At 39.8% G+C, this 22,427-nt stretch carries 21 protein-coding genes; 7 read left to right on the forward strand and 14 right to left on the reverse strand.

Annotated features, from left to right (window positions below; genetic code table 11):
• Positions 1-9: 9 nt before the first annotated feature.
• The 6 genes from ACXAFE_RS15670 to ACXAFE_RS15695 all read right to left on the reverse strand — a co-directional run bounded on the left by ACXAFE_RS15670 (position 10) and on the right by ACXAFE_RS15695 (position 4,843).
• Positions 10-771 (reverse strand): DUF3450 domain-containing protein, encoded by a 762-nt coding sequence (locus ACXAFE_RS15670; protein WP_475154429.1) that lies wholly within the window; start codon positions 769-771, stop codon positions 10-12.
• Between the two features lie 335 nt (positions 772-1,106).
• Positions 1,107-2,405 (reverse strand): MipA/OmpV family protein, encoded by a 1,299-nt coding sequence (locus ACXAFE_RS15675; RefSeq protein ID WP_475154432.1) that lies wholly within the window; start codon positions 2,403-2,405, stop codon positions 1,107-1,109.
• Positions 2,406-2,437: 32 nt separating this feature from the next.
• Positions 2,438-2,947, reverse strand: coding sequence for an RNA methyltransferase (locus ACXAFE_RS15680; RefSeq protein WP_475154435.1), 510 nt, complete (start codon positions 2,945-2,947; stop codon positions 2,438-2,440).
• Positions 2,947-3,447, reverse strand: coding sequence for a YcgN family cysteine cluster protein (locus ACXAFE_RS15685; RefSeq protein WP_475154441.1), 501 nt, complete (start codon positions 3,445-3,447; stop codon positions 2,947-2,949). Before ACXAFE_RS15685 ends, ACXAFE_RS15680 begins: the two co-directional genes overlap by 1 nt.
• A gap of 101 nt (positions 3,448-3,548) precedes the next feature.
• Complete coding sequence (locus ACXAFE_RS15690; RefSeq protein WP_475157750.1) at positions 3,549-4,529, reverse strand: lytic murein transglycosylase; 981 nt, start codon at positions 4,527-4,529, stop codon at positions 3,549-3,551.
• A gap of 35 nt (positions 4,530-4,564) precedes the next feature.
• Positions 4,565-4,843 carry a YcgL domain-containing protein gene (locus ACXAFE_RS15695; protein WP_010559205.1) on the reverse strand — a complete coding sequence of 93 codons (279 nt, stop codon included), beginning with the start codon at positions 4,841-4,843 and terminating at the stop codon, positions 4,565-4,567.
• A gap of 136 nt (positions 4,844-4,979) precedes the next feature.
• On the opposite strand from ACXAFE_RS15695, the gene minC reads away from it, so the two are divergent.
• The 3 genes from minC to minE are packed head-to-tail and all read left to right on the forward strand — an operon-like array spanning position 4,980 to position 6,759.
• A complete protein-coding gene (gene minC / locus ACXAFE_RS15700; protein ID WP_475154448.1) occupies positions 4,980-5,678 on the forward strand; it encodes a septum site-determining protein MinC in 699 nt (232 codons plus the stop codon).
• Positions 5,679-5,690: 12 nt separating this feature from the next.
• The gene (gene minD / locus ACXAFE_RS15705) at positions 5,691-6,500 is read left to right on the forward strand and encodes a septum site-determining protein MinD (RefSeq protein WP_010559207.1); all 810 of its coding nucleotides are present in this window, start codon (positions 5,691-5,693) and stop codon (positions 6,498-6,500) included.
• A 1-nt stretch (position 6,501) separates the two neighbouring features.
• On the forward strand, positions 6,502-6,759 hold the full coding sequence (gene minE / locus ACXAFE_RS15710; protein ID WP_010559208.1) for a cell division topological specificity factor MinE: 258 nt from the start codon (positions 6,502-6,504) through the stop codon (positions 6,757-6,759).
• Between the two features lie 42 nt (positions 6,760-6,801).
• Here minE and rnd read toward each other — a convergent pair whose 3' ends face one another.
• The 3 genes from rnd to ACXAFE_RS15725 all read right to left on the reverse strand — a co-directional run bounded on the left by rnd (position 6,802) and on the right by ACXAFE_RS15725 (position 10,640).
• Complete coding sequence (gene rnd, locus ACXAFE_RS15715) at positions 6,802-7,929, reverse strand: ribonuclease D (protein WP_475154462.1); 1,128 nt, start codon at positions 7,927-7,929, stop codon at positions 6,802-6,804.
• Positions 7,930-7,989: 60 nt separating this feature from the next.
• Positions 7,990-9,651 carry a long-chain-fatty-acid--CoA ligase FadD gene (gene fadD / locus ACXAFE_RS15720; RefSeq protein ID WP_475154465.1) on the reverse strand — a complete coding sequence of 554 codons (1,662 nt, stop codon included), beginning with the start codon at positions 9,649-9,651 and terminating at the stop codon, positions 7,990-7,992.
• Between the two features lie 137 nt (positions 9,652-9,788).
• Positions 9,789-10,640: an alpha/beta hydrolase gene (locus ACXAFE_RS15725; RefSeq protein WP_475154467.1), complete on the reverse strand. Its 852-nt coding sequence runs from the start codon at positions 10,638-10,640 to the stop codon at positions 9,789-9,791.
• Positions 10,641-10,720: 80 nt separating this feature from the next.
• On the opposite strand from ACXAFE_RS15725, the gene ACXAFE_RS15730 reads away from it, so the two are divergent.
• Complete coding sequence (locus ACXAFE_RS15730) at positions 10,721-12,043, forward strand: alkaline phosphatase (RefSeq protein ID WP_475154473.1); 1,323 nt, start codon at positions 10,721-10,723, stop codon at positions 12,041-12,043.
• 51 nt (positions 12,044-12,094) lie between these two features.
• Here the strand turns inward: ACXAFE_RS15730 and tsaB are convergent, their stop codons facing one another.
• The 5 genes from tsaB to ACXAFE_RS15755 form a co-directional block, all read right to left on the reverse strand.
• Positions 12,095-12,775 carry a tRNA (adenosine(37)-N6)-threonylcarbamoyltransferase complex dimerization subunit type 1 TsaB gene (gene tsaB / locus ACXAFE_RS15735; RefSeq protein ID WP_475154475.1) on the reverse strand — a complete coding sequence of 227 codons (681 nt, stop codon included), beginning with the start codon at positions 12,773-12,775 and terminating at the stop codon, positions 12,095-12,097.
• Between the two features lie 3 nt (positions 12,776-12,778).
• Positions 12,779-14,692 carry an ATP-dependent DNA helicase gene (locus ACXAFE_RS15740; RefSeq protein WP_475154479.1) on the reverse strand — a complete coding sequence of 638 codons (1,914 nt, stop codon included), beginning with the start codon at positions 14,690-14,692 and terminating at the stop codon, positions 12,779-12,781.
• 369 nt (positions 14,693-15,061) lie between these two features.
• On the reverse strand, positions 15,062-16,150 hold the full coding sequence (locus ACXAFE_RS15745) for an HDOD domain-containing protein (RefSeq protein ID WP_475154484.1): 1,089 nt from the start codon (positions 16,148-16,150) through the stop codon (positions 15,062-15,064).
• Between the two features lie 89 nt (positions 16,151-16,239).
• A complete protein-coding gene (locus tag ACXAFE_RS15750) occupies positions 16,240-16,551 on the reverse strand; it encodes an MGMT family protein (protein WP_475154487.1) in 312 nt (103 codons plus the stop codon).
• A gap of 14 nt (positions 16,552-16,565) precedes the next feature.
• Positions 16,566-17,450, reverse strand: coding sequence for a LysR family transcriptional regulator (locus ACXAFE_RS15755; RefSeq protein WP_475154489.1), 885 nt, complete (start codon positions 17,448-17,450; stop codon positions 16,566-16,568).
• A gap of 103 nt (positions 17,451-17,553) precedes the next feature.
• On the opposite strand from ACXAFE_RS15755, the gene ACXAFE_RS15760 reads away from it, so the two are divergent.
• The 3 genes from ACXAFE_RS15760 to nudB all read left to right on the forward strand — a co-directional run bounded on the left by ACXAFE_RS15760 (position 17,554) and on the right by nudB (position 22,294).
• Positions 17,554-18,612: an efflux RND transporter periplasmic adaptor subunit gene (locus tag ACXAFE_RS15760; protein ID WP_475154500.1), complete on the forward strand. Its 1,059-nt coding sequence runs from the start codon at positions 17,554-17,556 to the stop codon at positions 18,610-18,612.
• Position 18,613: 1 nt separating this feature from the next.
• Positions 18,614-21,685, forward strand: a complete 3,072-nt coding sequence (locus ACXAFE_RS15765; protein WP_475154502.1) for an efflux RND transporter permease subunit — start codon at positions 18,614-18,616, stop codon at positions 21,683-21,685.
• 153 nt (positions 21,686-21,838) lie between these two features.
• Complete coding sequence (gene nudB / locus ACXAFE_RS15770; protein ID WP_475154505.1) at positions 21,839-22,294, forward strand: dihydroneopterin triphosphate diphosphatase; 456 nt, start codon at positions 21,839-21,841, stop codon at positions 22,292-22,294.
• The last annotated feature ends 133 nt before the right edge of the window (positions 22,295-22,427 follow it).

Consider the following 22,427-nt stretch of genomic DNA (forward strand, 5'->3'; position numbering starts at 1 on the left):
GGCCTCTAATTAAACTGCTTTAACAGGTAGCGTTAACATGTCTGGTGCAAGTTGCTTTTTAGCAATGCGAATTGCTTTATTGATTTGTGAAATATTGCTATCTGGTAAGCGCTCAAACGCCTTAGCGTCGGTATTCCATACACCCGCTTTTTTGCCATCTTTCGTTAGGTAAATAAGGTCAAGACGACCAATACGTAAAAAGTCCACTTCACGCTCTTGGCCATCAACATCGATAAGACCGGTGTACGCTTCAATGGTACGGCCATAGTCAACTTCGATTTGGTAAGCTTCTAATACGCGGCGGAATTTTTCACTTGATGCGACATCTGCGCGGTCCATTAACTGCTTTAATGTGGCTAAGCGTTCTGCGCGCTCGTTAGGTAAGAAAGGCACATCTAATGCTACAAACTGCTCAAGTGAGGTGATCATCTTAAGCATTAATGGCGTAATTTGACGTTCAATAACCGATACTTGGTCAATTGATACGTTAATGTTGTCCATTTCTGTTAATTGATTTGCGATTTGTTTTTCTAATTGCTTGTTATAAATCGTTAAACCATCAATCTCTTTATTAACAGTTTTAAATTGCTGAAGGCGACCTTGCATTGTGTCAGCAATTTTATCTATTTTTGCTTGCGACTTTTGCGCTGATTTATTAATTTTATCTGCGCTGTCTATCACAGGCTTAAGTTGTTCATTAGCAACGGCAGTTAGCGAACATCCAACTAGCGCTGTTAACAATATCTTTCTACTAAACTTAGTTGTAAACATTTTATGTAACCCTATTAAATGATTGCGCATAGTCTAGAGGCACAAAATGACACAAGGGTTTCATAAACATGTCATTTACATTACATGTCAATATAATTGTAAAAGAAGATGTTTTAATTTATTAAAATCAGGTAGTTGAAATTTTGAATTATAGATTATGAAAAGAAATGTTAACTAAATTATAACCAAGATTTTTCATTGAGATGACAGATAATCATTTATAGTATTATCGCCTTGTTACAAATTAGTCATATTTAGGGTAGGTAAAGCAAAGCTCACTAGATTGATGAATACTCGTTAAAACAATTTCTGACGTTGAGTAATTTATACGTGGACTAAAAATTAAATTGAACGTATAGGGTATTGTAGTTACTGCCGCCTTTTATGCGGCCAAATTGTTGCGCTGATTCAAAGATAGATGAACGATGATGAATACTATAGCCTAACCAAGTACTAGATAGACTTTGCGTATTAAATATGTCACCTAAGTTTATATCTAAGGAGAAGTCTAAGTAATTCATAAGTTCGCTTGGCCGATATCCTTTCTCTTCCATTTCAGTACGTTCAATATAAGTAACATTAGAAACATAACTTAAGCCTTCTGCGATACCAAGTCGAATTCGCCACGGCAAAGGCAGTGTGTAGTAACCTTTGATTGCTACAACATACTCTTGAATATTGGATTGCACTTGAGATTGCCAATGCCATGCTATGCCTGATGTTAGATATATATCAAGTGGTAAGCCAAAGAGATTATCGGTTAATGGGTGGCCATAAAAAACTGAGGTTAACTGATTATTAAACGGATCTTTTTCGCTATCTCCACGGAGGATATCACCTATATTAGAAGGAGTGGCCCAACCATGTGAGATGCGCCAATAAGCGTCGTTATCAATACGCTTGGGTGCGTTATGTTTGTTATTAAAAAAGGCAAAGCCTAGAAATAACTCATGAGAGAATGAATCACCGATTGCGCTAACACGTTTTACATTGTTATTAAACGCAGTAACAGATGCTGAGCCAAGTAAGTATAAGTTACTAACTAGATGATAACGCCCTTCTGCTTTTAATGTAATATCCGCGCCTGCACCTGTCTTCTCATTGGTTATTTCATTAAGTGCATAATAGTGACTGTTAAATGAAGCACTTTTATAACGCAATGTAGTTGATAGATTAATATCCCAATTATTTTCATCGTAGTTATAAAGGTAACCAAAATTCAAGTAAGGGTTGCCCTCTAAGTCAGACATTAGTTCGCTAATAAAATACTGTGATTGATCAATTTGATATTTATGTTGTGCACCGAAATCGAACGTGTCACCTTGAACTTGATTTTGATATTCAATTGGAATATCGAAAAAGCGCATACGCGTTATAACATTAAAATAATGGCTTTCATTGGTGTGGATATAAGCGCCAGCTTCTAAACCTTTTATATAAAAAGAGTCATTTTTGTAGAACATCATGGGCACAAAGCTACTGACTGTGTCACTTTGTGTATTAAATGGAATACTTGCCTGCCTAATAGTTGCACCAATACCCCATTGTTTTTCAAGTTCGGTAGCATTTAGGTCAAAAGCTGTAACAGCTGTTATCATTATAATAAATGTATTAAAACGGATAACGACGTTCATTTCTCATTTCCTGTTGACTAAATACTAACCAGTTAGTTTTTCTTTTTAAACGTAACGCGATTATTATTATCGCGGTTTTGTAACAAAAACTCTCTTGAATAGTCGGTATTCTTAGCCTTTGCAAGTCTATCGTATAAAACAACATTAACCGTTGCAGCAAGATTCATACAGCCAACTGTCGGCACATAAACAACATCATCGCAGTGCTTTAGTACGTCTTTACGAATTGACCCATCTTCGGGCCCTAATACATAAATGGCATTTTCAGGATGCTCGAAATGCGGCAACGGTGTTGCCCCATCAATTAATTCAACAGCGATCATTTTAGTATCGGACTTTACTAGTGTTTCGATATTTTCAAGTGCACACAGTGGTATTTCATCGATACGCTGTTTCGTGTCGGTTGCAAATTTTTGCGCAAAACCATAACGATTACCTGTGTGGTGAACCTTTTCAACGCCATAGCACCCTGCAGCACGCATTACGCCACCCACATTTGTTGCGCTTTTTGGGTTAATCAGTACCACTTGTACCTTGCTCATTAATCGTGGTCCTCTTTAGGCCAATCGGCTATGTAGTCTTCAAACAAATCCATATCGATTTGGTTATCTTTCATTACACGGCCTTTAACGCTAATCCCCATACGATGCATTATCGCTTTACTGCCGTTATTTAAAAGTGGATGCCAAGACGCAAGACCACGCCCTTCATGTAAACGACGGTAGCTACAACTTGGTGGCATAAAAAAGATATTATCGATGTTATCTTTAGTGAGTTTTACACAGCTAGGCACTAAAGTTGTGCGGTTTTCATACTCAGTACAAAAACATTTTTTAGTATCGAGATAGCGACACACAATCGCAGTATAGATAATCTCTTCGCCTTCGCGCAGTACGTCGGTACTTTCAAAACTTTCGTCTTGTTCATCGCTGTCAATAAAAGTGTGTAAACAACATTTACCGCAGCCATCACAAATGGCTTCCCATTCATCGTTGTTCATCTCTGCCAACGATTTTTTAAGCCAAAATTTATCTTCTAACATATGTGCCCCTAAATTTCAGGGCGACATTTTAAGCTAGTTATGTAAGAAAAGCGAAGAGAAAAAGGTGCCAGATAAAACCACTGGCACCGATAAATAGGTGGTTAGATTTTAGGGTAACCGATACGGTCGGATAAATAGCCAACTGAAGTCGCAAAGTAATAAGAGCGATTCCAGTGCATTAGCGCCTTGTAATTGTCATATGCCAAATACATACGGCCATTTTCATCATCTGGCATTACAAGCGCTGCGGTAATACCAACATTTGGTAAATCAGTGCCATCAGTACGGCGAAGACCCAGTGCCTGCCAATCAGCTAGACCGCGTTCTGATTTATTCCAATTCTCGAGCCATTGTTTGCGTGTACGCGTGCCGCGCTGCAAAATGTGTTCACTATTAAAGCCCTCAGGCAATACTACCTGACGGCCCCATGTTAGTGAGTCATTCCAGCCTGCTTTATTCAAATAATTTGCAATAGATGCGAAGGCATCGAGCTTATTTTGCCAAATGTCTTTTTTACCGTCGCCGTCGTAATCGACAGCGTAAGCATTAAACGACGTTGGCATAAATTGTGTTTGACCCATTGCACCGGCCCACGAACCTTTAAAGTGGTCAAGATCAATATGGCCTTCTTCTAAAATCGTTAACGCGGCCCAAAGTTGGCGTTTATACAGTGCCTCGCGACGTCCGTCGTATGCTAACGTTACCACTGAAGAGATAACCGGATGCGAGCCCTGGATTTTACCAAAATTACTTTCAAGGCCCCAAAGCGCTACGATAAAACGCGCTTGTACGCCATACTTAGCAGCAATTTTTTCAAGCTCTGTTTGATTTTCTTTATACAGTTTACGGGCTCTATCGATCTTCCATTTAGGTACACGCTTTGGCAGGTAAGTTTCTAACGTTTCTTTTACTTCAGGCTGATTTTTATCCGCTTTAATAACTTTTTTCTTAAACTTGACGGTTGCAAAGGCGTTATCAACGATCTTTTGTGAAAACCCTTTTTCAATCGCTTCTACTTTTAAATCTGCAACGTACTGGTTAAATTTGGCTTGCTCTTCATCTGCAAAGGTAGAGACCGAAATAAGGCTTGCTGTGATTAGGGCGAGTTTTTTAAACACTAGTCAGTGACTCCATTTTGTTTTCTAAATTCATCTAATAAACTTTCTTGTTTTGGCGGTAGCTGTAAATAAAATCCTTTTTCAGCTAATTCTTGCTTCACTTTTTCTAGATCAGCAGTACCAAGTTGTTCACGTTTTGCTAAATTAATTAGCATTACAAAACTTGGTTGACCAAAAGTTGCCATTAAAGGTTCCGGAACTTTTGAAAAATCATCTCTTTTTTCAACGTACAGATAGGTATCTGCCTTTTTTTTACTTTTATACACTGCGCTGAGCATTCAAACACCTTTTACTTCTTGCGTAACACTGCATCACACTATACCATGGCATACACAAAAAGTGAGATAAATTGCGCTTAATGGCTGGATTCTTCTATAAAATCGGCCTGTGATTTTTATAATAATAATTGAGATTATGTCGGAACAAATTTTTGAACTAAAAGGGAACCTTTTTACACTATCTGTATTGCATCTATTTAAAAACGATCTAGATAGTTTGATTAGTCAACTTGACGAAAAAATTGCTCAAGTACCCAAGTTTTTCTTCGGTGCGCCAATTGTCGTAAACCTTCAGTCTGTACCAAACGAACACATTGACTTTGCAAAGTTAAAGCAATCTTTAATCGACCTACAGCTTAATCCTGTAGGTGTGTGTAACGGTACGGACGAGCAAAACACTGCCGCTAAACTGCACAAACTATCAATACTAAATTACAGTAAAGACCAAGCACCTAGAGCAAAGCCACAATCAGCTGCAAATACATCAATTGTTGAAAAAGAGGTATTTGTACCCGCGCAAATTATTAGTGGCAATGTGCGTGGTGGTCAGCAAGTTTATGCGAAGAACCGGGATCTCATTATTACAGGCTCTGTAAGTCCAGGCGCTGAAGTGATTGCCGATGGCAATATTCATGTTTATGGCACATTACGTGGCCGCGCTATCGCTGGCGCAAAAGGGCAAGAATCCGTTATATTCTGCCAAAAGCTTAATGCTGAGTTAGTTTCAATTAACGGAAACTACTGGCTGAGCGACTCACTGCAAGGTGAATCATGGGGCAATGCTGCATGTATTTCACTTGAAAACGAATCATTAAAAATTTCAGCTTTGGTTTAAAGGATAGATTTCATGGCAAAAGTTATTGTTGTCACATCAGGTAAAGGCGGTGTTGGTAAAACAACATCAAGTGCAGCGATTGGCACTGGGCTTGCGTTAAAAGGATACAAAACCGTTATTATCGACTTTGATATTGGTTTACGTAACCTTGATTTGATTATGGGTTGTGAGCGCCGTGTTGTTTATGATTTCGTTAATGTAATCAACAATGAAGCAAACTTAAACCAAGCATTGATCAAAGATAAGCGTGTAGAAAAATTGTTTATTTTACCTGCTTCGCAAACGCGCGATAAAGACGCGTTAACCAAAGAAGGCGTTGAGCTGGTATTAAACGAGCTTAAGAAAGATTTCGACTTTATCATATGTGACTCGCCGGCGGGTATTGAAGCAGGTGCAATGATGGCACTTTACTTCGCAGACGAAGCAATTGTTACGACTAACCCTGAAGTTTCATCAGTGCGCGACTCAGATCGTATTTTGGGTATTTTACAAAGTAAGTCAAAACGCGCTGAAGAAGGGCTTGAAAATGTTAAAGAGCACCTGCTATTAACACGTTATAACGCAGAGCGTGTTGCTACTGGTGAAATGCTGTCGGTAGAAGATGTTCAAGATATTCTAGCAATCGATTTATTGGGCGTTATTCCTGAGTCAAAAGCAGTACTTAATGCGTCTAACTCGGGTCAGCCTGTAATTCTTGATTCAGATTCTGATGCGGGTAAAGCGTATTCTGATGCGATTGACCGTTTATTAGGTGAAAAAGTAGATTTTCGCTTTTTAGAAGCTGAGAAGAAGGGCCTACTTAAACGGATATTTGGAGGTTAATGTGTCATTACTTGATTACTTTCGCTCACAAAAGAAAACAACAGCAAGTTTAGCTAAAGAACGATTACAGATCATCGTAGCGCATGAGCGCTCAAGTCGTGGTACGCCTGATTATTTACCACAGCTTAAACAAGATATTCTTGAAGTGATCCGTAAATACGTAAATATCGAACAAGATCAGGTTCAAGTTCAGCTTGAACAAAACGAAGATGACTTGGCTGTACTCGAACTCAATGTCACTTTGCCTGACGATAAGTAAACATAAAAAAGCCTGCGTGAAGCAGGCTTTTATAATCTCAGTTTAAAACCAGTCTTTTAGTGAATGCTTAACCATTTCACCGCGCCAACTCGTCATTAAATCGGGTTTTAAGAGCGCACCTTCATCAAACTTAGACTTGCCTTTCCACTTCCAGCTGATCAATTGATTCATTTGTTTTTTACTTGCTAAAACATCAAGTGGAATATCATTGTCTTTGGCGATTTTTTCTAGTTCAGCACGTAGCTCTTTTAACGTTTTTTTGTAGCCATGAAAGTCTATTAAGCGTTGGATTTTTTCTGGATGCTCGGCTTCGTCTTTATCTAAACCGATTTTCACAAGATTTAACAAGGTTTTACCATAACGATTAAGTAAGCCTTGGTCGCCTTCACATAAACGTTTTAATGCACCAAAATGAGTTGGCTGTGTTTTGGCTATCTCAAATAAAATGTGCTCTTTAACGATAAAATTAAGTGCTAAGTTTTTCTCACGGGCGCGATTTAAGCGCCAAGCTGCTAATTGCTGAAGCACTGCTAATTGTTTCGGGTTAAGTTGCCACGCGTTTTTAATATCTAGATAGGCAAGTTCTAACGGTGTTTCATATTTGCGCTTATTAGCAACAACTGCGCTTTCACCAAACACAATCGCTTGCTTATCATCGTTTAGTTTTTCGTTAATAATGTTAAAACAAGGCATTAAGTAAAATACATCGGCAGCTGCATAATCTAACTGGGCTTTCGTTAATGGGCGTTGCAACCAGTTAGTGCGTGATTCACTTTTGTCGATTTGCTCTTCAAGTAACATTTCAACCATATTGGCAAAACCAACACAGTTGCGCTCGCCTAATAAACTTAATGCAAACTGAGTATCAAACAAGGGCGCTGGAGTACAATTACCGTGGCGTGCAAATACCTCAAGGTCCTCAGATGGCGAATGCAACACTTTAATAATATTTGGATTTTCCATCAGCTGCCAAAACGATGACAAATCAAGATCTAACGTTGGATCAATAAGGCAAATACGATCGCCGTCGTAAATTTGCAATAATGCAAGTTCTGGGTAAAGGGTGCGGCGTCGCATAAACTCGGTATCTACCGCGAGTACCGATTTTTTTTTATAACTAGCGACCGCTGAGTCTAATTCTTGTTGTTCTGTAATAAATGAGTATTGCACTACTTTTCCTCATAAAAAAACCGGCAGATTGCCGGTTTTTCTTTTTAGGGTATTCCCTATTTAACTTGCTTCTTTAAGTGCGCGTCTTAAAATTTTACCAACATTTGTTTTTGGTAAATCTTCGCGGAATTCCACAAACTTTGGCACTTTATAATTGGTCAAGTTTTCACGACAGTGCTTGATTATATCTTTTTCTGTCAGACTTTGGTCTTTTTTCACGACAAAAATCTTAACTTGTTCACCACTTACTTCATGTGGTACACCGACAGCCGCAACTTCAAGCACACCTTCGTGCATTGCTACCACTTCTTCCACTTCATTTGGGAATACGTTAAAGCCAGATACAATAATCATGTCTTTTTTACGGTCAACAATATAGAAGAAGCCTTCTTCGTCATATTTAGCAACGTCACCGGTAGCAAACCAGCCGTCTTTTAAACATTCTGCACTTGCTTCTGGACGATTGTAATAACCTTTCATTACTTGAGGACCTTTAACCCAAAGCTCCCCTGCTTCACCGAGTTCTGCTTCAGTACCGTCATCTTTTACAATTTTAAGTTCTGTGCTTGGCGCGGGTAAACCAATCGAGCCATTAAATGCTGCAAGGTCATACGGGCTAACAGTAACAAGTGGCGCACATTCAGTTAATCCATAACCTTCAACCAAGCGAGAATCAGTAACCGTTTGCCATTTTTCAGCAACAGGGCGTTGTACTGCCATACCGCCACCAAGCGATATTTTTAGCGACGAAAAGTCAATTTCTGAGAATCCAGGCGTATTTAACAGGCCGTTAAACAAGGTATTTACACCTGTCATTACGGTAAACTTTTTGCCCTGAAGTTCTTTAATAAAGCCTTTCATATCGCGCGGATTAGTGATTAAAAGGTTATGGCCTCCGTACTTCATAAAAGTTAGGCAGTTCGCCGTTAAGGCAAAAATATGATAAAGCGGTAACGCTGTTACTACCATCTCTTTACCTTTATTAAGTAGTGGGTCTAAACAACCTGTTACTTGTTCAAGGTTTGCCACCATATTGCCGTGGGTAAGCATGGCGCCTTTAGATACACCGGTAGTACCACCGGTATATTGTAAAAATGCTAAACAATCTTGCGTTAAATGTGGGCGCGTATATTTAGATACATCACCAGATTTCATCACATCTGTGAAATCGATAATGTTTGGTAGGCTATAACTTGGCACCATCTTCTTAAGATGCTTTACAACAAAGTTAACTAAGTGCTTTTTAACGCCGCCTAACATGTCACCGATTTCAGTTACTACGATGTTTTTAACATTCGTCTTTGGTAGCGCCTCTTCAAGTGTACGAGCAAAGTTAGCAAGAATAATAATGGTGCTTGTTTCTGAGTCGTTTAATTGATGCTCAAGCTCACGCGTAGTGTAAAGCGGGTTTACATTTACAACAGTCGCACCCGCACGCAGTGTACCAAGAATTGCAATTGGCGTTTGTAATAAATTCGGCATCATCACCGCAACTTTATCACCTTTTTTAACGCCTAGCTGATTTTGAAGATATGAAGCAAATCGTTTAGTTGCGTCATCCATCTGTTGGTATGTATATACCTTACCCATATTTTCAAAGGCAGGAAGATCTGCATAGTCTTGAAAGCTCTTTTCAAATAGTTCAAGCAGGGAGTCATAGTGCTGTGGATCTATCTCAGCAGGAACACCTGCTGGGTAACGCTTCAACCAAATCTTTTCCACGATAGGCTCCTATAAATTATATTTATTGTTTGTGTTTTTGTGTTCAACTTAAACCTTAATTCATGTAAGGCAATTTAACAATTGAGTAATTACTCTAAAGGGCTAATATTCACATATTTAGTGACGTTATACAAACTTTAGTTTACACCGTTTACGTAAACGTCAACCTCCTTTGCAATCGCTTGCGCATATTCCATATGACAATGATGCCCACCAGGGACCTCTATTACACCTAAGTTTGTATAGAGTTGTCCATAATTTTCAATCGCTTGCGATATCATTTTAAATCCATTGTGCGCTTTTATTAGGAGAATTGGTATAGTTGTATCTTTACAAATTGCTTGGCATTGGCTTGGACTAAAGCGAAAACCAGAGTGATGTTTGAGTTTAGGATCAGTAAAAAGTTTAATGCCATCTTCTTCTTGCTGTGTGTTTCTTTTCATAATGAGCGCTGCATTGTCATAATCTAAGTCACTTACTGCAAGTCGCGCATTAACAACTTGGTCAAAGCGTTTAAACACTCGCTTACTACTTGGTTTAGCACGGCTTTCAATGGCATTTCTTAATTGCGCTGTTACTTCACAGTCTGGTGTTGTAACACACGCTAGCCCCTCAATTGCAATAACGCATTTAACCTTATCAGGAAAACAGGCAGCAAATAGGTTAGCAACCATAGCCCCCATTGAATGACCAACAATAATCACCTTTTCATTTGGCGCGATTTGCTGCAACACGCGATAAACATCATCTACATAATCGATAAAATAATAATGCGCTTGTTTATTGCGCCAGCTTGAAAGTCCATGTCCTGGGAAATCAATCGCATACCAATCATAGCGAGGCATTTGATTAATAAGGGGTAAAAACGAATTACTATTATCTTGCCAACCATGAAGTGCGATAATTTTTGTATTGGTATTGTTTAATCGCTGACATGCGATTTTTAATCCATCAATTTCGTACGATGTTTCTGTTATTGTAACTTGCAATGTAATTTCACCGATAAAAATGTAATTTAGCGCATAAATACGTTATGTTTAGCGCAAAATAACACAGAAAAACAATACACATGAAAAAATCGTTAATTGCCTCAACAGTATTATTGGCAAGCAGCAGTTTAGCGTATGCAGATGCACCAAAGAATATTATTTATATGATTGGTGATGGTATGGGACCCGCCTACACTACTGGTTATCGTTACTTTAAAGATGACAAAAGTACTAAATACGTAGAGCGTACTATCTTTGATGAGCTATTTGTAGGTCTTGCCAGCACAAGTCCTGATGACGATACAGTGGTTACTGACAGTGCTGCGGGTGCAACGGCGCTTTCTACCGCTACTAAAAGCTACAATGGTGCAATTGCTGTTGATACAGCAAAAAAACCATTAACTACTATGCTGCAAATTGCTAAATCTAAAGGTCTTACGACCGCGTTAGTTGCGACATCACAAATTAACCATGCTACACCTGCAAGTTTTGCCGCGCATAACGAAAGCCGCCGTAACTATGATGAAATTGCTAACGATTACATCGATGTTAAAGTAGATGGAAAGCTAGCAGTCGATTTAATGCTTGGTGGCGGTACTAAATATTTTATTCGTGATGATCGAAATCTTGTTTCTGAATTCAAACAAGCGGGTTACCAATATGTTGATGATTTTGACAAACTAGAATCGATTAAGTCGCTGCCAGCGCTTGGCTTATTCTCTGATGTCGCATTTGCGTATGCAATTGACCAAAACCCTACACGACTTGCTGATATGGCAAAGAAAACACTGTCGTTACTTGATAGTAATAAGCCTGATGGTTTCTTTGTAATGCTTGAAGGCTCGCAAATCGATTGGTGTGGTCACGCTAACGATATTGCCTGCGCGATGGCTGAAATGGATGATTTTGCCAAAGCAATTAAGCATGCAAAACAATACGTAGACCAAAACCCTGATACTTTGCTTGTGGTTACCGCAGATCACAGTACCGGTGGATTAACTCTTGGTGCCAATGGCCACTATTCTTGGCATACCGATGTAATTAAAGGCGTTAAAGCGAGCATTACTAAAATTGCCAAAGCGCTGATGAAAAGTGATCACCTTTTAACTACTTGGTCAGATAAAACTGGCATTAAATTAGATAAATCGCAAGCAGAGCAGCTGGCTATGCTTACCGCCAGCGCCAAGAGCGAAAAAGATGATGAGCATAAAGAAAAAGAAGCATTGGTAAAACATGTACGACAACTAATTAGTGATGCGTCAAATACAGGTTGGACAACTGGCGGTCACACCGCAATTGATGTACCAATTTTAGCGTATGGTAAAGGTGCCGACGCCTTTAAAGGCCACTTAGACAATACCGAAATTGCAAATAAGTTAATTAACTACATTAAGCAAAGATAAACCCAAACAAAGACTGTGCCGATAATTATCGGCACAGTCTTTATACTTAACCTATTCTCGGCCCGGTAATTTTTTCCAGGTTACCGTGTCGCGTACATAAACAGGCTGTGCATCTGCAGCTATCACCGTATTGCCAGCGACCAGTTCACGTTCTGCTAGTTTCGTCATAAAACGTGCATTTGGTAACGTTATCTCATCTAAAATCGTTAAATTTGTTGCGTCAAAGTGCGTTTTATACGTTTGGCAACCGGTACCCACAACTACGGCATCGTATTCTGGTAGGGTTAATTCTTCTGGCTTTATGACCATTTCGTCTGACACAAACGCTGCAAGATTATTTTCATCACGCTTAAATTCTGCGTAATAAATTTCGCCCATACGCGCGTCTATCGTTGCGATTGCATAATCCACCTCTGTCGTGTCAAATGCCTGTTGTGCCATCATTTGTAAATTTGATACACCGATCACAGGTAAATTTGCGGCATATGCCAGCCCTTGCGTAACCGAAACACCAACGCGCACACCGGTAAAGCTACCAGGACCGCGACCAAACGCGATAGCATCAAGTGCTTTTAGATTCGTGTTTGCGCTATTTAAAATACTATCGACCAACGGCAACATTTTTTGGCTATGTTGTTGAGGGCACACCTCAAAGTGAGCGTTTTCTAAATCACAGCTAACGGCTACAGACAACGCTTCTGTAGCAGCATCTATAAGAAGTATATTTGACATAATCTATTTAATTTTTTCTAAAAATGCAGACGCTTTTGCGAGATCGCGAGTGCGCGCCATATTGGGTAAACTTGCTAAAAAGATTCTACCATATTCCCTAGTCACTAAGCGATTATCACAGATCACCAGAACGCCTTTATCTTTTCGGTCACGAATTAAGCGGCCAACACCTTGTTTTAACGCGATAACAGCACCAGGTAATTGCAACGAATAAAACGGATCATTGCCCTGCCCGCTGTGGGATTTCATCTTAGCCTGTAATAAGGGATCATCGGGCGCTGCAAACGGTAATTTATCAATGATCACACACGACAGAGCATCACCACGTACATCAACCCCTTCCCAAAATGATGCTGTGCCAAGCAACACAGAGTTACCATGCATCACAAATTTTTCTAACAAGATACGTTTTGACGCTTGCCCTTGAACCAAAAGCGGATATTCAACGCTGTGCGATAAGCCATCTGCCACTAAGTTAAGCATGCGATAACTGGTAAACAAGATAAAACAACGCCCTTTTGCCGCTTTAATCATTTGTTTTGCAATACTAACAATGGAAAAACCCATTTCTGATTTACTCGGCTCAGGTAAGTAACGCGGTATACACAGTAAGGCTTGGTTTTCGTAGTCAAACGGGCTGTCGTACACTTCCATAATCTTGGTGTTTAAGCCTAAATCTTTGGCGAAGTGGGTTAAATCGCCATTTACCGCAAGGGTTGCCGAGGTAAAAACCCAGCTCGACGTTGCATTATCAACAAGTGCCCGAAATCGTTCTGATACATTGAGAGGCGTAATACTGAACGTTAAATGGCGCTTAGTTGTTTCAAACCAAAAACTAAATCCCGGTTTTTGTGCGTCGTACATGGTTTCTAACTGGCCTTTTAGGCTGGCTGTGCGTTCAAACAATTTTTCAATTTTGTCACTGCGTTCAAGGCATAATTTAAGCACTTGATATAAAAAGCTAATATCGTTTATTACCCGTTCAATCGCACGATACACATTGGCTTGTTTGATCATTTGTTGCCAGTCACCGCGTTGGCTGTCACTTGGAAATTGCAAGCGTAAATCAAATACCGCAGTTTCAAGTTTATCTAATGTTTTACCTAGCTGGATCATATCGAATAGCTCAGCGCGATACACTAAGCGAATATCGCGAACAAGCTCAATGACCATACGTGTGCTGACGCGCGAGGCAAAATAGTCTGATGCAATGTTTGGTAACTGATGTGCTTCATCGAATATATAACAATTAACATTTGGAATAAGTTCGCCAAAGCCCGATTCTTTAACAACTGCATCAGCCAAAAATAAATGGTGATTAACCACCACTAAGTCTGATTCAATGGCTTTAACACGGGCTTTTCTGACAAAACAATCTTGAAATGATGGACATTCTTTACCAAGACAATTATCCGTTGTAGATGTCACATAAGGTAAAACTTTGGCATCTTCTTCAATGCCGCTGCAATCGGCCATATCGCCCGAGCGCGTTTCGCCTGAAAATTTTGCCACCATGGCAAGTTGATGCATTACATCGGGGTCGTCTACTGGTACATGGGCAACGTGCTGATTTAAACGTTCAATACATAAATAGTTGGAACGCCCTTTTAACAGCGCAATTTTTTTGCCTTTTCCGAGAATCTTTTTCAACGCAGGTAAATCACGATGGAATAATTGCTCTTGCAATGCTTTGGAGCCAGTCGACACCATCACTTTTTTATCTGATAGTAACGCAGGGACCAAATAAGCAAATGTTTTACCGGTCCCTGTTCCTGCTTCAACAATTGCCTGCTCATCTTTTGCAATCGCTAAAGCGACCGATTTGGCCATATCAATTTGTGGTTGCCTGGGTGCATACCCTTTTATCGCAAGGGCGAACGGGCCTGATTTACCAAACAAATCGTCGATACTATTCATTTAAAGCACGTGTTTTAAAAATGGATTGCAAGTGTAACGATTAAGCATACTGACAACAAGAAAAAGAGCGTTTTTAACTAGAGCGTGTTGACCTTTGCTGTCTATTTCTGCAGCAGTTTGTTTGGCATTTAGACGAGGCAGAGCGATTGCGGTGTAGTTAGTTTACATAAATGAGCGATAACACAGTATAAACGCCAAACAAGCGCTGCCTAACAGGTTCAACCCAAAGCGTTTTGTTCTTTGTTGTCGCTTCTTGACTTAGCCCGCTAGGCCTACAAAGCAACGCCGCGATCAAAAAGCTTTGGATTTGAACAGAATTTAGACCACAAAGATCAACACGCTCTAAAAAAGCTAACACGCATTAATGACTTAAATAGCAGCATTAGCGCTATAATTTATCAGTAAACTCGCTTCTTCTTTTGTCAGTAGTGTTATTGTTGCGTTTTTGAAATCGAAATCCTCTAATTCGATTTTATTGTGTTGTAACAATAACGATAACATGGCAAGTTGACTAGCTTGATAAACACAGGCACCAATAGGATATCGCTCGGAATATTTTAACAACTCATGCTCAGTGCTGATTTTACTTTGTACTGCTAAGCTTTCTAATATTTCGCGCGGAAAATTCCAAAGTTTTGCGATGTCCAGGGTCAAACGCTGACCATAGTCCGTTACTAAACGTTTAATATTTTGGGCGTTTGGCTGCGTATCAGGACAGACGCTTGAAAACGCATCAATCATTAATTGAAAAATAACCATACTGCCCAAGTTTACGAGCAAACCAACTAAATAAGCTTGCTCTGGGTTGATTTGATATTTAATGGCTAACTGTTGACTTAAGCGCCCTGTAGTTTGGCTATGCGACCATAAATGCTTGCCATAGTTTTTAAAATAGATTTGTGCTTTGGGTACCATTTGTGCCACAAAGCCGTTAATCACCCCCTCAGACAGCCCTTTTTGCCCGAGCAACATAAATGCTGCTTTTATATCTGAAATAGGTTTGTTTGCGCGGTTGTAAAATGCAGAGTTTGCCAGTTCAATGACTTTGGCCGCAATAACAGGGTCATCGCTAATCAGATTGACAAGTATTTCAACATCAAATTCCGGCTGATTGAGCGTATTCATCACTTGGGTTAGCGAACTTGGTACGAGTGGCAACGCTTTCAAGATATATTGCGGTTGGCGTAATAACTGTAAGATTTTACTTTCAATAAATTCATTTATCGGGTCGCACTGAGATGTAGTGATTGCGCTATTAAACAACAGTTCAAAAAAGCGGTCTTGATAATGAACTGTATTGTTTAATTCAAAGGTAAGGTCAGACACGTCAGCAGTATTTTGGTTATATTGAATATCATGGTTCTCAGGCACATCTTTGGTGTCTTCAAAGAAGTAATGATTCGCTTCAATTTCTTGTTTTAAAGTTGGAAAAACCTTTGAAATTAATCGTCTAAACATACTACCGCGATTCAATTTAAATAATGCTTAATTGTAAACCGTAACGTCTATAATGCGAAAACACAAATGAATATTAATTTACTATCGTGTTATACCTGCCACATAGCAACTTTTAAATTTACTTTTGTTCCTTTAAACACAATTCCTTCTTGTTCAAGCAGCGATTTTTGCTGTTGATATTTTTCGCTGTTTTCGGGGAAACTAATTTTACCTTGTGAATTAATCACTCTAAACCAAGGAATACGGCTGCCAGTTGGCAGTTTTTTCATCACGGTGCCCACTAAACGGGCATGCCCATTTAGTGAAGCCATTTCTGCTATTTTGCCATAGGTACACACCTTGCCGCTCGGAATGGACGCCACCACGAGTAAAATTGCTTGTACTTTTTCTTCTTGCGTCATATTGAAACCTAAAATTAGTAGAGTTCTTGAAGCCCTTGCCAAATTGCACTGGCAACCGGTCCGTAAAAATTACGATTACTGCGAAAAGCACGTAACTCAGATTGAAATTGGTCTTCGTCGTCACTTAAGCTTATTTGAACCAAATCGCCATTTTCCAGTTCAGTTTTACACACGTGTTTTGCAGCTAATCCCCAGCCAACACCCTGCAATAGCAATGAGCGCAATGTTGCCAACTCTTCCACCATCACCACTTGCGAGCCTTTTGCGAACGACAATTTTTCATCGTCAAAAGGCAATTCCGTGGGTTTTAAGGTTAAACATGGAATAGCATCAAGTTCATCACTTGCTAAAGTTGTTCGGCCATTTGGTAAAATTTGCGGTGACGCCACTAAAATTACGTCGATCGGTTTAAGTAAAACGCTTTGGAAATCCCCTGACGCATGAAATATATCAAACCAAGGACCAATGCCAATATCAACCTCTCCTTTTGCTAGTTTTTCAACTGCTTGAAATCGCGATCCACCTACTATTTTGAATTGTGTACGGGGAAATTGCTGGATAACGTTACCAAAGAGCTGGCTTACACGCTGATCCCCCGCCAATTGCTCATACGCTATGCAAATACTTGGTTCATAGCCAAGTGCTAATGTTGAACTAATTTTATCAAGTTCATCGCATCCTGATAACACTCGCTTAGCTTGTTTATAAAAGCGCTCCCCAGCTGGCGTTAATTTTAAACGATAACCACTGCGGTCAATTAAGGTAAAGCCGATGTCCTGTTCTAATTTTTGCATCGCCATGGTCAGTGCAGGCTGGGTTTTATGACACTTTTCAGCTGCCTGTTTTAAGCTTTGAGAACTGACAATTGCGTCTAAAATCTTCAATTGACTTAACTTCATTAGTAAAACTTATATAGTTCGTAATTTTTAATAAATATTATTGTATATTGTGTTTCGTTATTCTGGCTATAGTTAATTAACTTTTTCTTCTTAGGATAATAAGATGCGCGCCTTTTTACTGTGTTTACCAGTAATGCTATTAACTGCCTGCAAAGATGCAGCGCCAGAAAAAATTGAATCTGTCATTTCTCGTCCTGTTAAACTTTTTACCGTACCTGATTCGGGAAGCCCGAACATCAGGCGTTTCCCTGCAAAAGTAGAGGCAAATCAAGGATCGTATTTGTCGTTTAGAGTGAATGGCGAGCTAATTGAATTTCCTACACTTGCAGGCCAAGCGGTCAAAAAAGGTGATGTGCTTGCCAAGCTGGACCCAGAAGATTTTAAACTGCAGCTCGCTGACAGAGAAGCGCGCTACAAACTCGCGAAAAATCAGCTCGAACGTACCGAAACACTAAAACAAAAAGGCATTGCATCACAAGCTGAATTAGATCAAGCAAAGGCCAATATGCAAGTTGCGCTCTCTGCGTTAGAAAAAGCGCAAACTGATTTAGAATACACGGTTTTACGAGCGCCGTTTTCAGGCACCATTAGTAAAGTATTTATTAAGAATTTTGAGAGTGTTGTTGCGAAACAAAATATTATGCGTATCGAAACCCGTGATTTAATGGACGTAACTATTCAAATTCCTGAAAAATTGGTAGCGCGTGTCGATAAACAAACAAATTATAAGCCACAAGTTGTGTTCGATAGCTTTCCAAATAAAGCGTATGCACTGTCACTTAAAGAATGGGATACTCAAGCGGATCCGTTAACGTTAAGTTATCGAGTGGTATTTACCTTACCGCTACCGAGCGATTTTAATTTGCTCGCAGGCATGACGGGCAATGTACTGATTGATTTAAATAAAGTGTTCCGTTCAGATCAACAAAAATTCACTATCCCAACGACCGCAGTATTTAGTGATGCAAGTGAAAACTCGTTTGTTTGGCGTTTTAACGACGGTTCAATAGAAAAAGTTAAAATTACCTTAGGTGAAATCCATAAAAGTGGTATTGAAGTTGAAAGCGGCCTGCAACCGGGCGACAAAATCGTAAGTGCCGGCGTACATCAATTATCTGAACAAAGCGTTGTACGTCCATGGACTAAAGAGCGAGGCTTATAATATGAGCATTGCTGAAACGTCAATCGGAAAACGCACGATAAGCTGGCTGTTTACACTAATTTTATTACTCGGCGGTGTGTTTTCTTATCAGCAACTTGGTCGTTTGGAAGACCCTGAATTCACGCTAAAGAAGGCCATGGTGATAACACGCTACCCAGGTGCATCGCCAGAGCAAGTTGAACAGGAAGTTACTTACCCCATTGAAAACGTTATTCAACAACTGCCGTATGTTGATTATGTTACGTCTATTTCTTCACCCGGTTTATCGCAAATTGCGGTGGAGATGAAAAGTACCTATCGCAAAGAAGAACTAAGGCAAATTTGGGATGAATTGCGCCGTAAAATAAATGATTTATCACCGCGATTACCTTCGGGTGTTTATCCGCCAAGTGTAATGGATGATTTTGGCGACGTTTATGGTGTGCTTTACGCAATTAACGGCGATGATTACTCTTATGAAGAACTTGAAAATTACGTCGATTACTTACGCCGTGAATTAGTACTAGTAGACGGCGTTGGTAAAGTCACCGTTGCTGGCGAACAAAAACCGCAAGTGACCGTCGAGATTTCGAGTCATAAACTCGCGCAACTTGGTATTTCAGCCAACGTGATATACCAGTTATTACAAAACCAAAATACCGTATCAAACGCAGGTAAAGTAACAGTAGAAGGCGAATCAATTCGTCTCCACCCTACTGGCGAATTTAAAGATGTGTCGGAACTTGAAGATTTGCTGATCTCAAAACCAGGCGCAAAAGAAATTATCTACTTAGGTGATGTTGCCACGGTTAAGCGCGAATACCCAGAAATCCCAAACAATCCAACCCATTATGCAGGTAAACAAACGCTGCTATTAGGCGTATCGTTCGCATCAGGCGTTAACGTGGTTGATGTGGGTGAGCGTTTATCTAACCACCTTGCATCACTTGAATATCAACGGCCGTACGGCATTGAAATTAATACACTTTACAACCAGCCAAAAGAAGTTGAGAAGTCAGTTGATGATTTCATTATGTCGCTGGCACAAGCGGTTGCAATTGTCATTGCGGTACTGCTGCTATTTATGGGGTTTCGCAGTGGCTTACTGATTGGTGCGGTACTACTTATTACCGTTTTTGGTACCTTTATCTTTATGTTGGTTCAAGAAATTGACCTGCAACGTATTTCTTTAGGTGCTTTGATCATTGCATTAGGCATGCTCGTTGATAACGCCATTGTTATTACAGAAGGTATTTTGGTCGGCCTTAGAAAGGGTTACAGCAAAGTAAAAGCGGCTAACAGCATTGTTAATCAAACTAAATGGCCTTTATTGGGCGCAACAATTATCGCCATCACAGCGTTTGCGCCAATAGGTCTCAGCTCTGACGCAACAGGTGAATTTGCAGGAAGCCTATTTTATGTATTGCTAATTTCACTGCTGTTGAGCTGGGTAACGGCTATTACGATTACCCCATTTTTAGCCAGTGTGCTGTTTAAACAAAGTGAAATTGAACATAACCCTGACAATGAAGTTGATACTGATGAACTTTATAAAGGGGCATTATTTGTTTTTTACGGAAAAGTACTTAAAACCGTTTTAGCGTGGCCAAAAAGTACACTTGCAATTATGTTCGTGTCACTACTTGGTGCATTAGTCCTGTTCGGTAATGTTAAACAGTCATTTTTCCCACCGTCTAACACGCCGATGTTCTACTTAGACTACTGGCGTTATCAAGGGTCTGATATAAGAGCAACGGAGAGAGATATTTCTGCGTTAGAAGAGTACTTACTTGCCAAGCCACAGGTTGTTGAAGTAACCAGCACAATTGGGCAAGGTGCTCCTCGCTTTATGCTGACCTACGCGCCAGAAAAGATTCACCCTGCGTTTGGTCAATTAATTATCAGAACGACGGATCTTGAATCACTTAATGATTTGTTAGCTGATGTACGCAGTTATGCCGATGAAAATTTACATAATGCGGTTATTAAACTTAAACGCATGGAGATTGGCCCATCAACCGACGCAAAGATTGAAGCACGTTTTCAGGGGCACGATCCAAAAGTGCTGCGCGATTTAGCTAACCAAGCAATTGAAATATTAAATACCGATGGCGCGGCGTATAACATTAAACACGATTGGCGCGAATTAACAAAAGTTATCCGTCCGCAGTTTAATGAACAAAAAGCCCGTCGATTAGGCATTAGTAAAGCCGATTTAGACAATGTGTTGTTAACGACCTTGTCGGGACGCCAGGTTGGTTTGTACCGTGATGGCACACGCATGTTGCCGATAATCGCGCGCTCACCTGCATCAGAGCGTCTTAACGTTGATTCGCTTTATGACTTACAAATTTTTAGCCCAACGCTCGGTGTTTACGTATCAATAGAGCAAATCGTTGATGGCTTTAATACCGAATGGGAAAATAACTTAATATTGCGCCGCGACCGTAAACGCACCATAACGGTTATGGCCGATCCGGATATTCTAGGTGATGAAACCGCGGCAAATTTATTAAAGCGTGTAAAACCAAAAATTGAAGCGATAAAACTGCCGCAAGGTTACCAATTAGATTGGGGCGGCGAGTTTGAATCTGCATCTAAGGCACAAAAAGCTATCTTTGGCTCATTACCGCTTGGCTACCTAGTGATGTTTATTATCACGGTGCTGTTATTTAACTCGATTAAAAAGCCGTTAATTATTTGGGCGACGGTCCCGCTTGCGGTAATTGGCGTTACCATTGGTTTATTTACCATGAGCAGCCCATTTAGCTTTATGGCATTACTTGGTTTGTTGAGCTTATCGGGTATGCTGATTAAAAACGGCATTGTGCTTATGGATCAAATTGAACTCGAGCTGAGTGAAAATAAACACCCATACACGGCCGTTTATCATTCTGCACTGAGTCGTTTGAGACCGGTGTCTATGGCCGCCATAACGACGATTCTGGGTATGATCCCACTACTGTTCGATGTGTTTTTTAAATCGATGGCAGTGACCATTATGTTCGGTTTAGGATTTGCAACCATTCTTACTTTGTTGGTAATTCCTGCGCTGTACACTTTAGTATTTGACGTAAAACCAGAAAACAACTAAGTCTAGCTACAACATTCCCACGTTAAGGCCTCTTAGCGTGGGACATCCACTTTCCAACATATTACTTTAAACGTAAAACTAAGTTTATTAACACATTAGTTTAACTCGTTATTGTAATAGGTATACTGTGTATAAAAAACGGTGTGCCTCGTTATGCTTCGTGACCCCTATTCTGTGCTTGTGGTTATTCAAAATACTCAAAATCAATTTTTGGTGATGCAACGTGCAGATGACCCATCCTTTTGGCAATCTGTTACTGGTGGCATTGAACAAGATGAAACTGCCCTTGCCTGTGCATATCGCGAAGTGCTTGAGGAAACAGGCATTAATTGCCTCAAACAAGGTATGAGAATTGATGATTTAAACATTACAAATCATTACGAGATTAGGCCACAGTGGCGTAGTCGTTATAAACCTAACTGTACTATAAACACTGAGTTTGTATTTCATTTGTTGGTACCAGTTACACAATCTATCGTTTTGCATCCCAATGAACACTTAGATTTTAAATGGCTTAATTACCAAGACACCCTTGAAATTTTATGGTCCGATTCGAACAAACAAGCAATAACGTATTGTTATGAACACACAATGTGTAAACTTATTTAGCCATTTTCACAAAAAATAAAACTTAAAAAACCGTTTTGGATAGCAGCAAAATTGCGATAGTCAATTTATGTTTTAGACTTAGTTAGGACTTTATACTGATTAATTAATTCATGGATTAGCACTAAGGAAGGTT

Source organism: Pseudoalteromonas sp. ABV4_021 (assembly GCF_056159365.1).

Coding starts and splice junctions, on each gene's coding strand:
- ACXAFE_RS15680 (WP_475154435.1), bottom strand. CDS start 2,947: ATGAGCAAGGTACAAGTGGTACTGATTAACCCAAAAAGCGCAACAAAT.
- ACXAFE_RS15740 (WP_475154479.1), bottom strand. CDS start 14,692: ATGAATAGTATCGACGATTTGTTTGGTAAATCAGGCCCGTTCGCCCTT.
- ACXAFE_RS15685 (WP_475154441.1), bottom strand. CDS start 3,447: ATGTTAGAAGATAAATTTTGGCTTAAAAAATCGTTGGCAGAGATGAAC.
- ACXAFE_RS15760 (WP_475154500.1), top strand. CDS start 17,554: ATGCGCGCCTTTTTACTGTGTTTACCAGTAATGCTATTAACTGCCTGC.
- ACXAFE_RS15755 (WP_475154489.1), bottom strand. CDS start 17,450: ATGAAGTTAAGTCAATTGAAGATTTTAGACGCAATTGTCAGTTCTCAA.
- minD (WP_010559207.1), top strand. CDS start 5,691: ATGGCAAAAGTTATTGTTGTCACATCAGGTAAAGGCGGTGTTGGTAAA.
- nudB (WP_475154505.1), top strand. CDS start 21,839: ATGCTTCGTGACCCCTATTCTGTGCTTGTGGTTATTCAAAATACTCAA.
- minC (WP_475154448.1), top strand. CDS start 4,980: ATGTCGGAACAAATTTTTGAACTAAAAGGGAACCTTTTTACACTATCT.
- ACXAFE_RS15730 (WP_475154473.1), top strand. CDS start 10,721: ATGAAAAAATCGTTAATTGCCTCAACAGTATTATTGGCAAGCAGCAGT.
- ACXAFE_RS15695 (WP_010559205.1), bottom strand. CDS start 4,843: ATGCTCAGCGCAGTGTATAAAAGTAAAAAAAAGGCAGATACCTATCTG.
- ACXAFE_RS15750 (WP_475154487.1), bottom strand. CDS start 16,551: ATGACGCAAGAAGAAAAAGTACAAGCAATTTTACTCGTGGTGGCGTCC.
- ACXAFE_RS15675 (WP_475154432.1), bottom strand. CDS start 2,405: ATGAACGTCGTTATCCGTTTTAATACATTTATTATAATGATAACAGCT.
- ACXAFE_RS15745 (WP_475154484.1), bottom strand. CDS start 16,150: ATGTTTAGACGATTAATTTCAAAGGTTTTTCCAACTTTAAAACAAGAA.
- tsaB (WP_475154475.1), bottom strand. CDS start 12,775: ATGTCAAATATACTTCTTATAGATGCTGCTACAGAAGCGTTGTCTGTA.
- ACXAFE_RS15670 (WP_475154429.1), bottom strand. CDS start 771: ATGTTTACAACTAAGTTTAGTAGAAAGATATTGTTAACAGCGCTAGTT.
- ACXAFE_RS15765 (WP_475154502.1), top strand. CDS start 18,614: ATGAGCATTGCTGAAACGTCAATCGGAAAACGCACGATAAGCTGGCTG.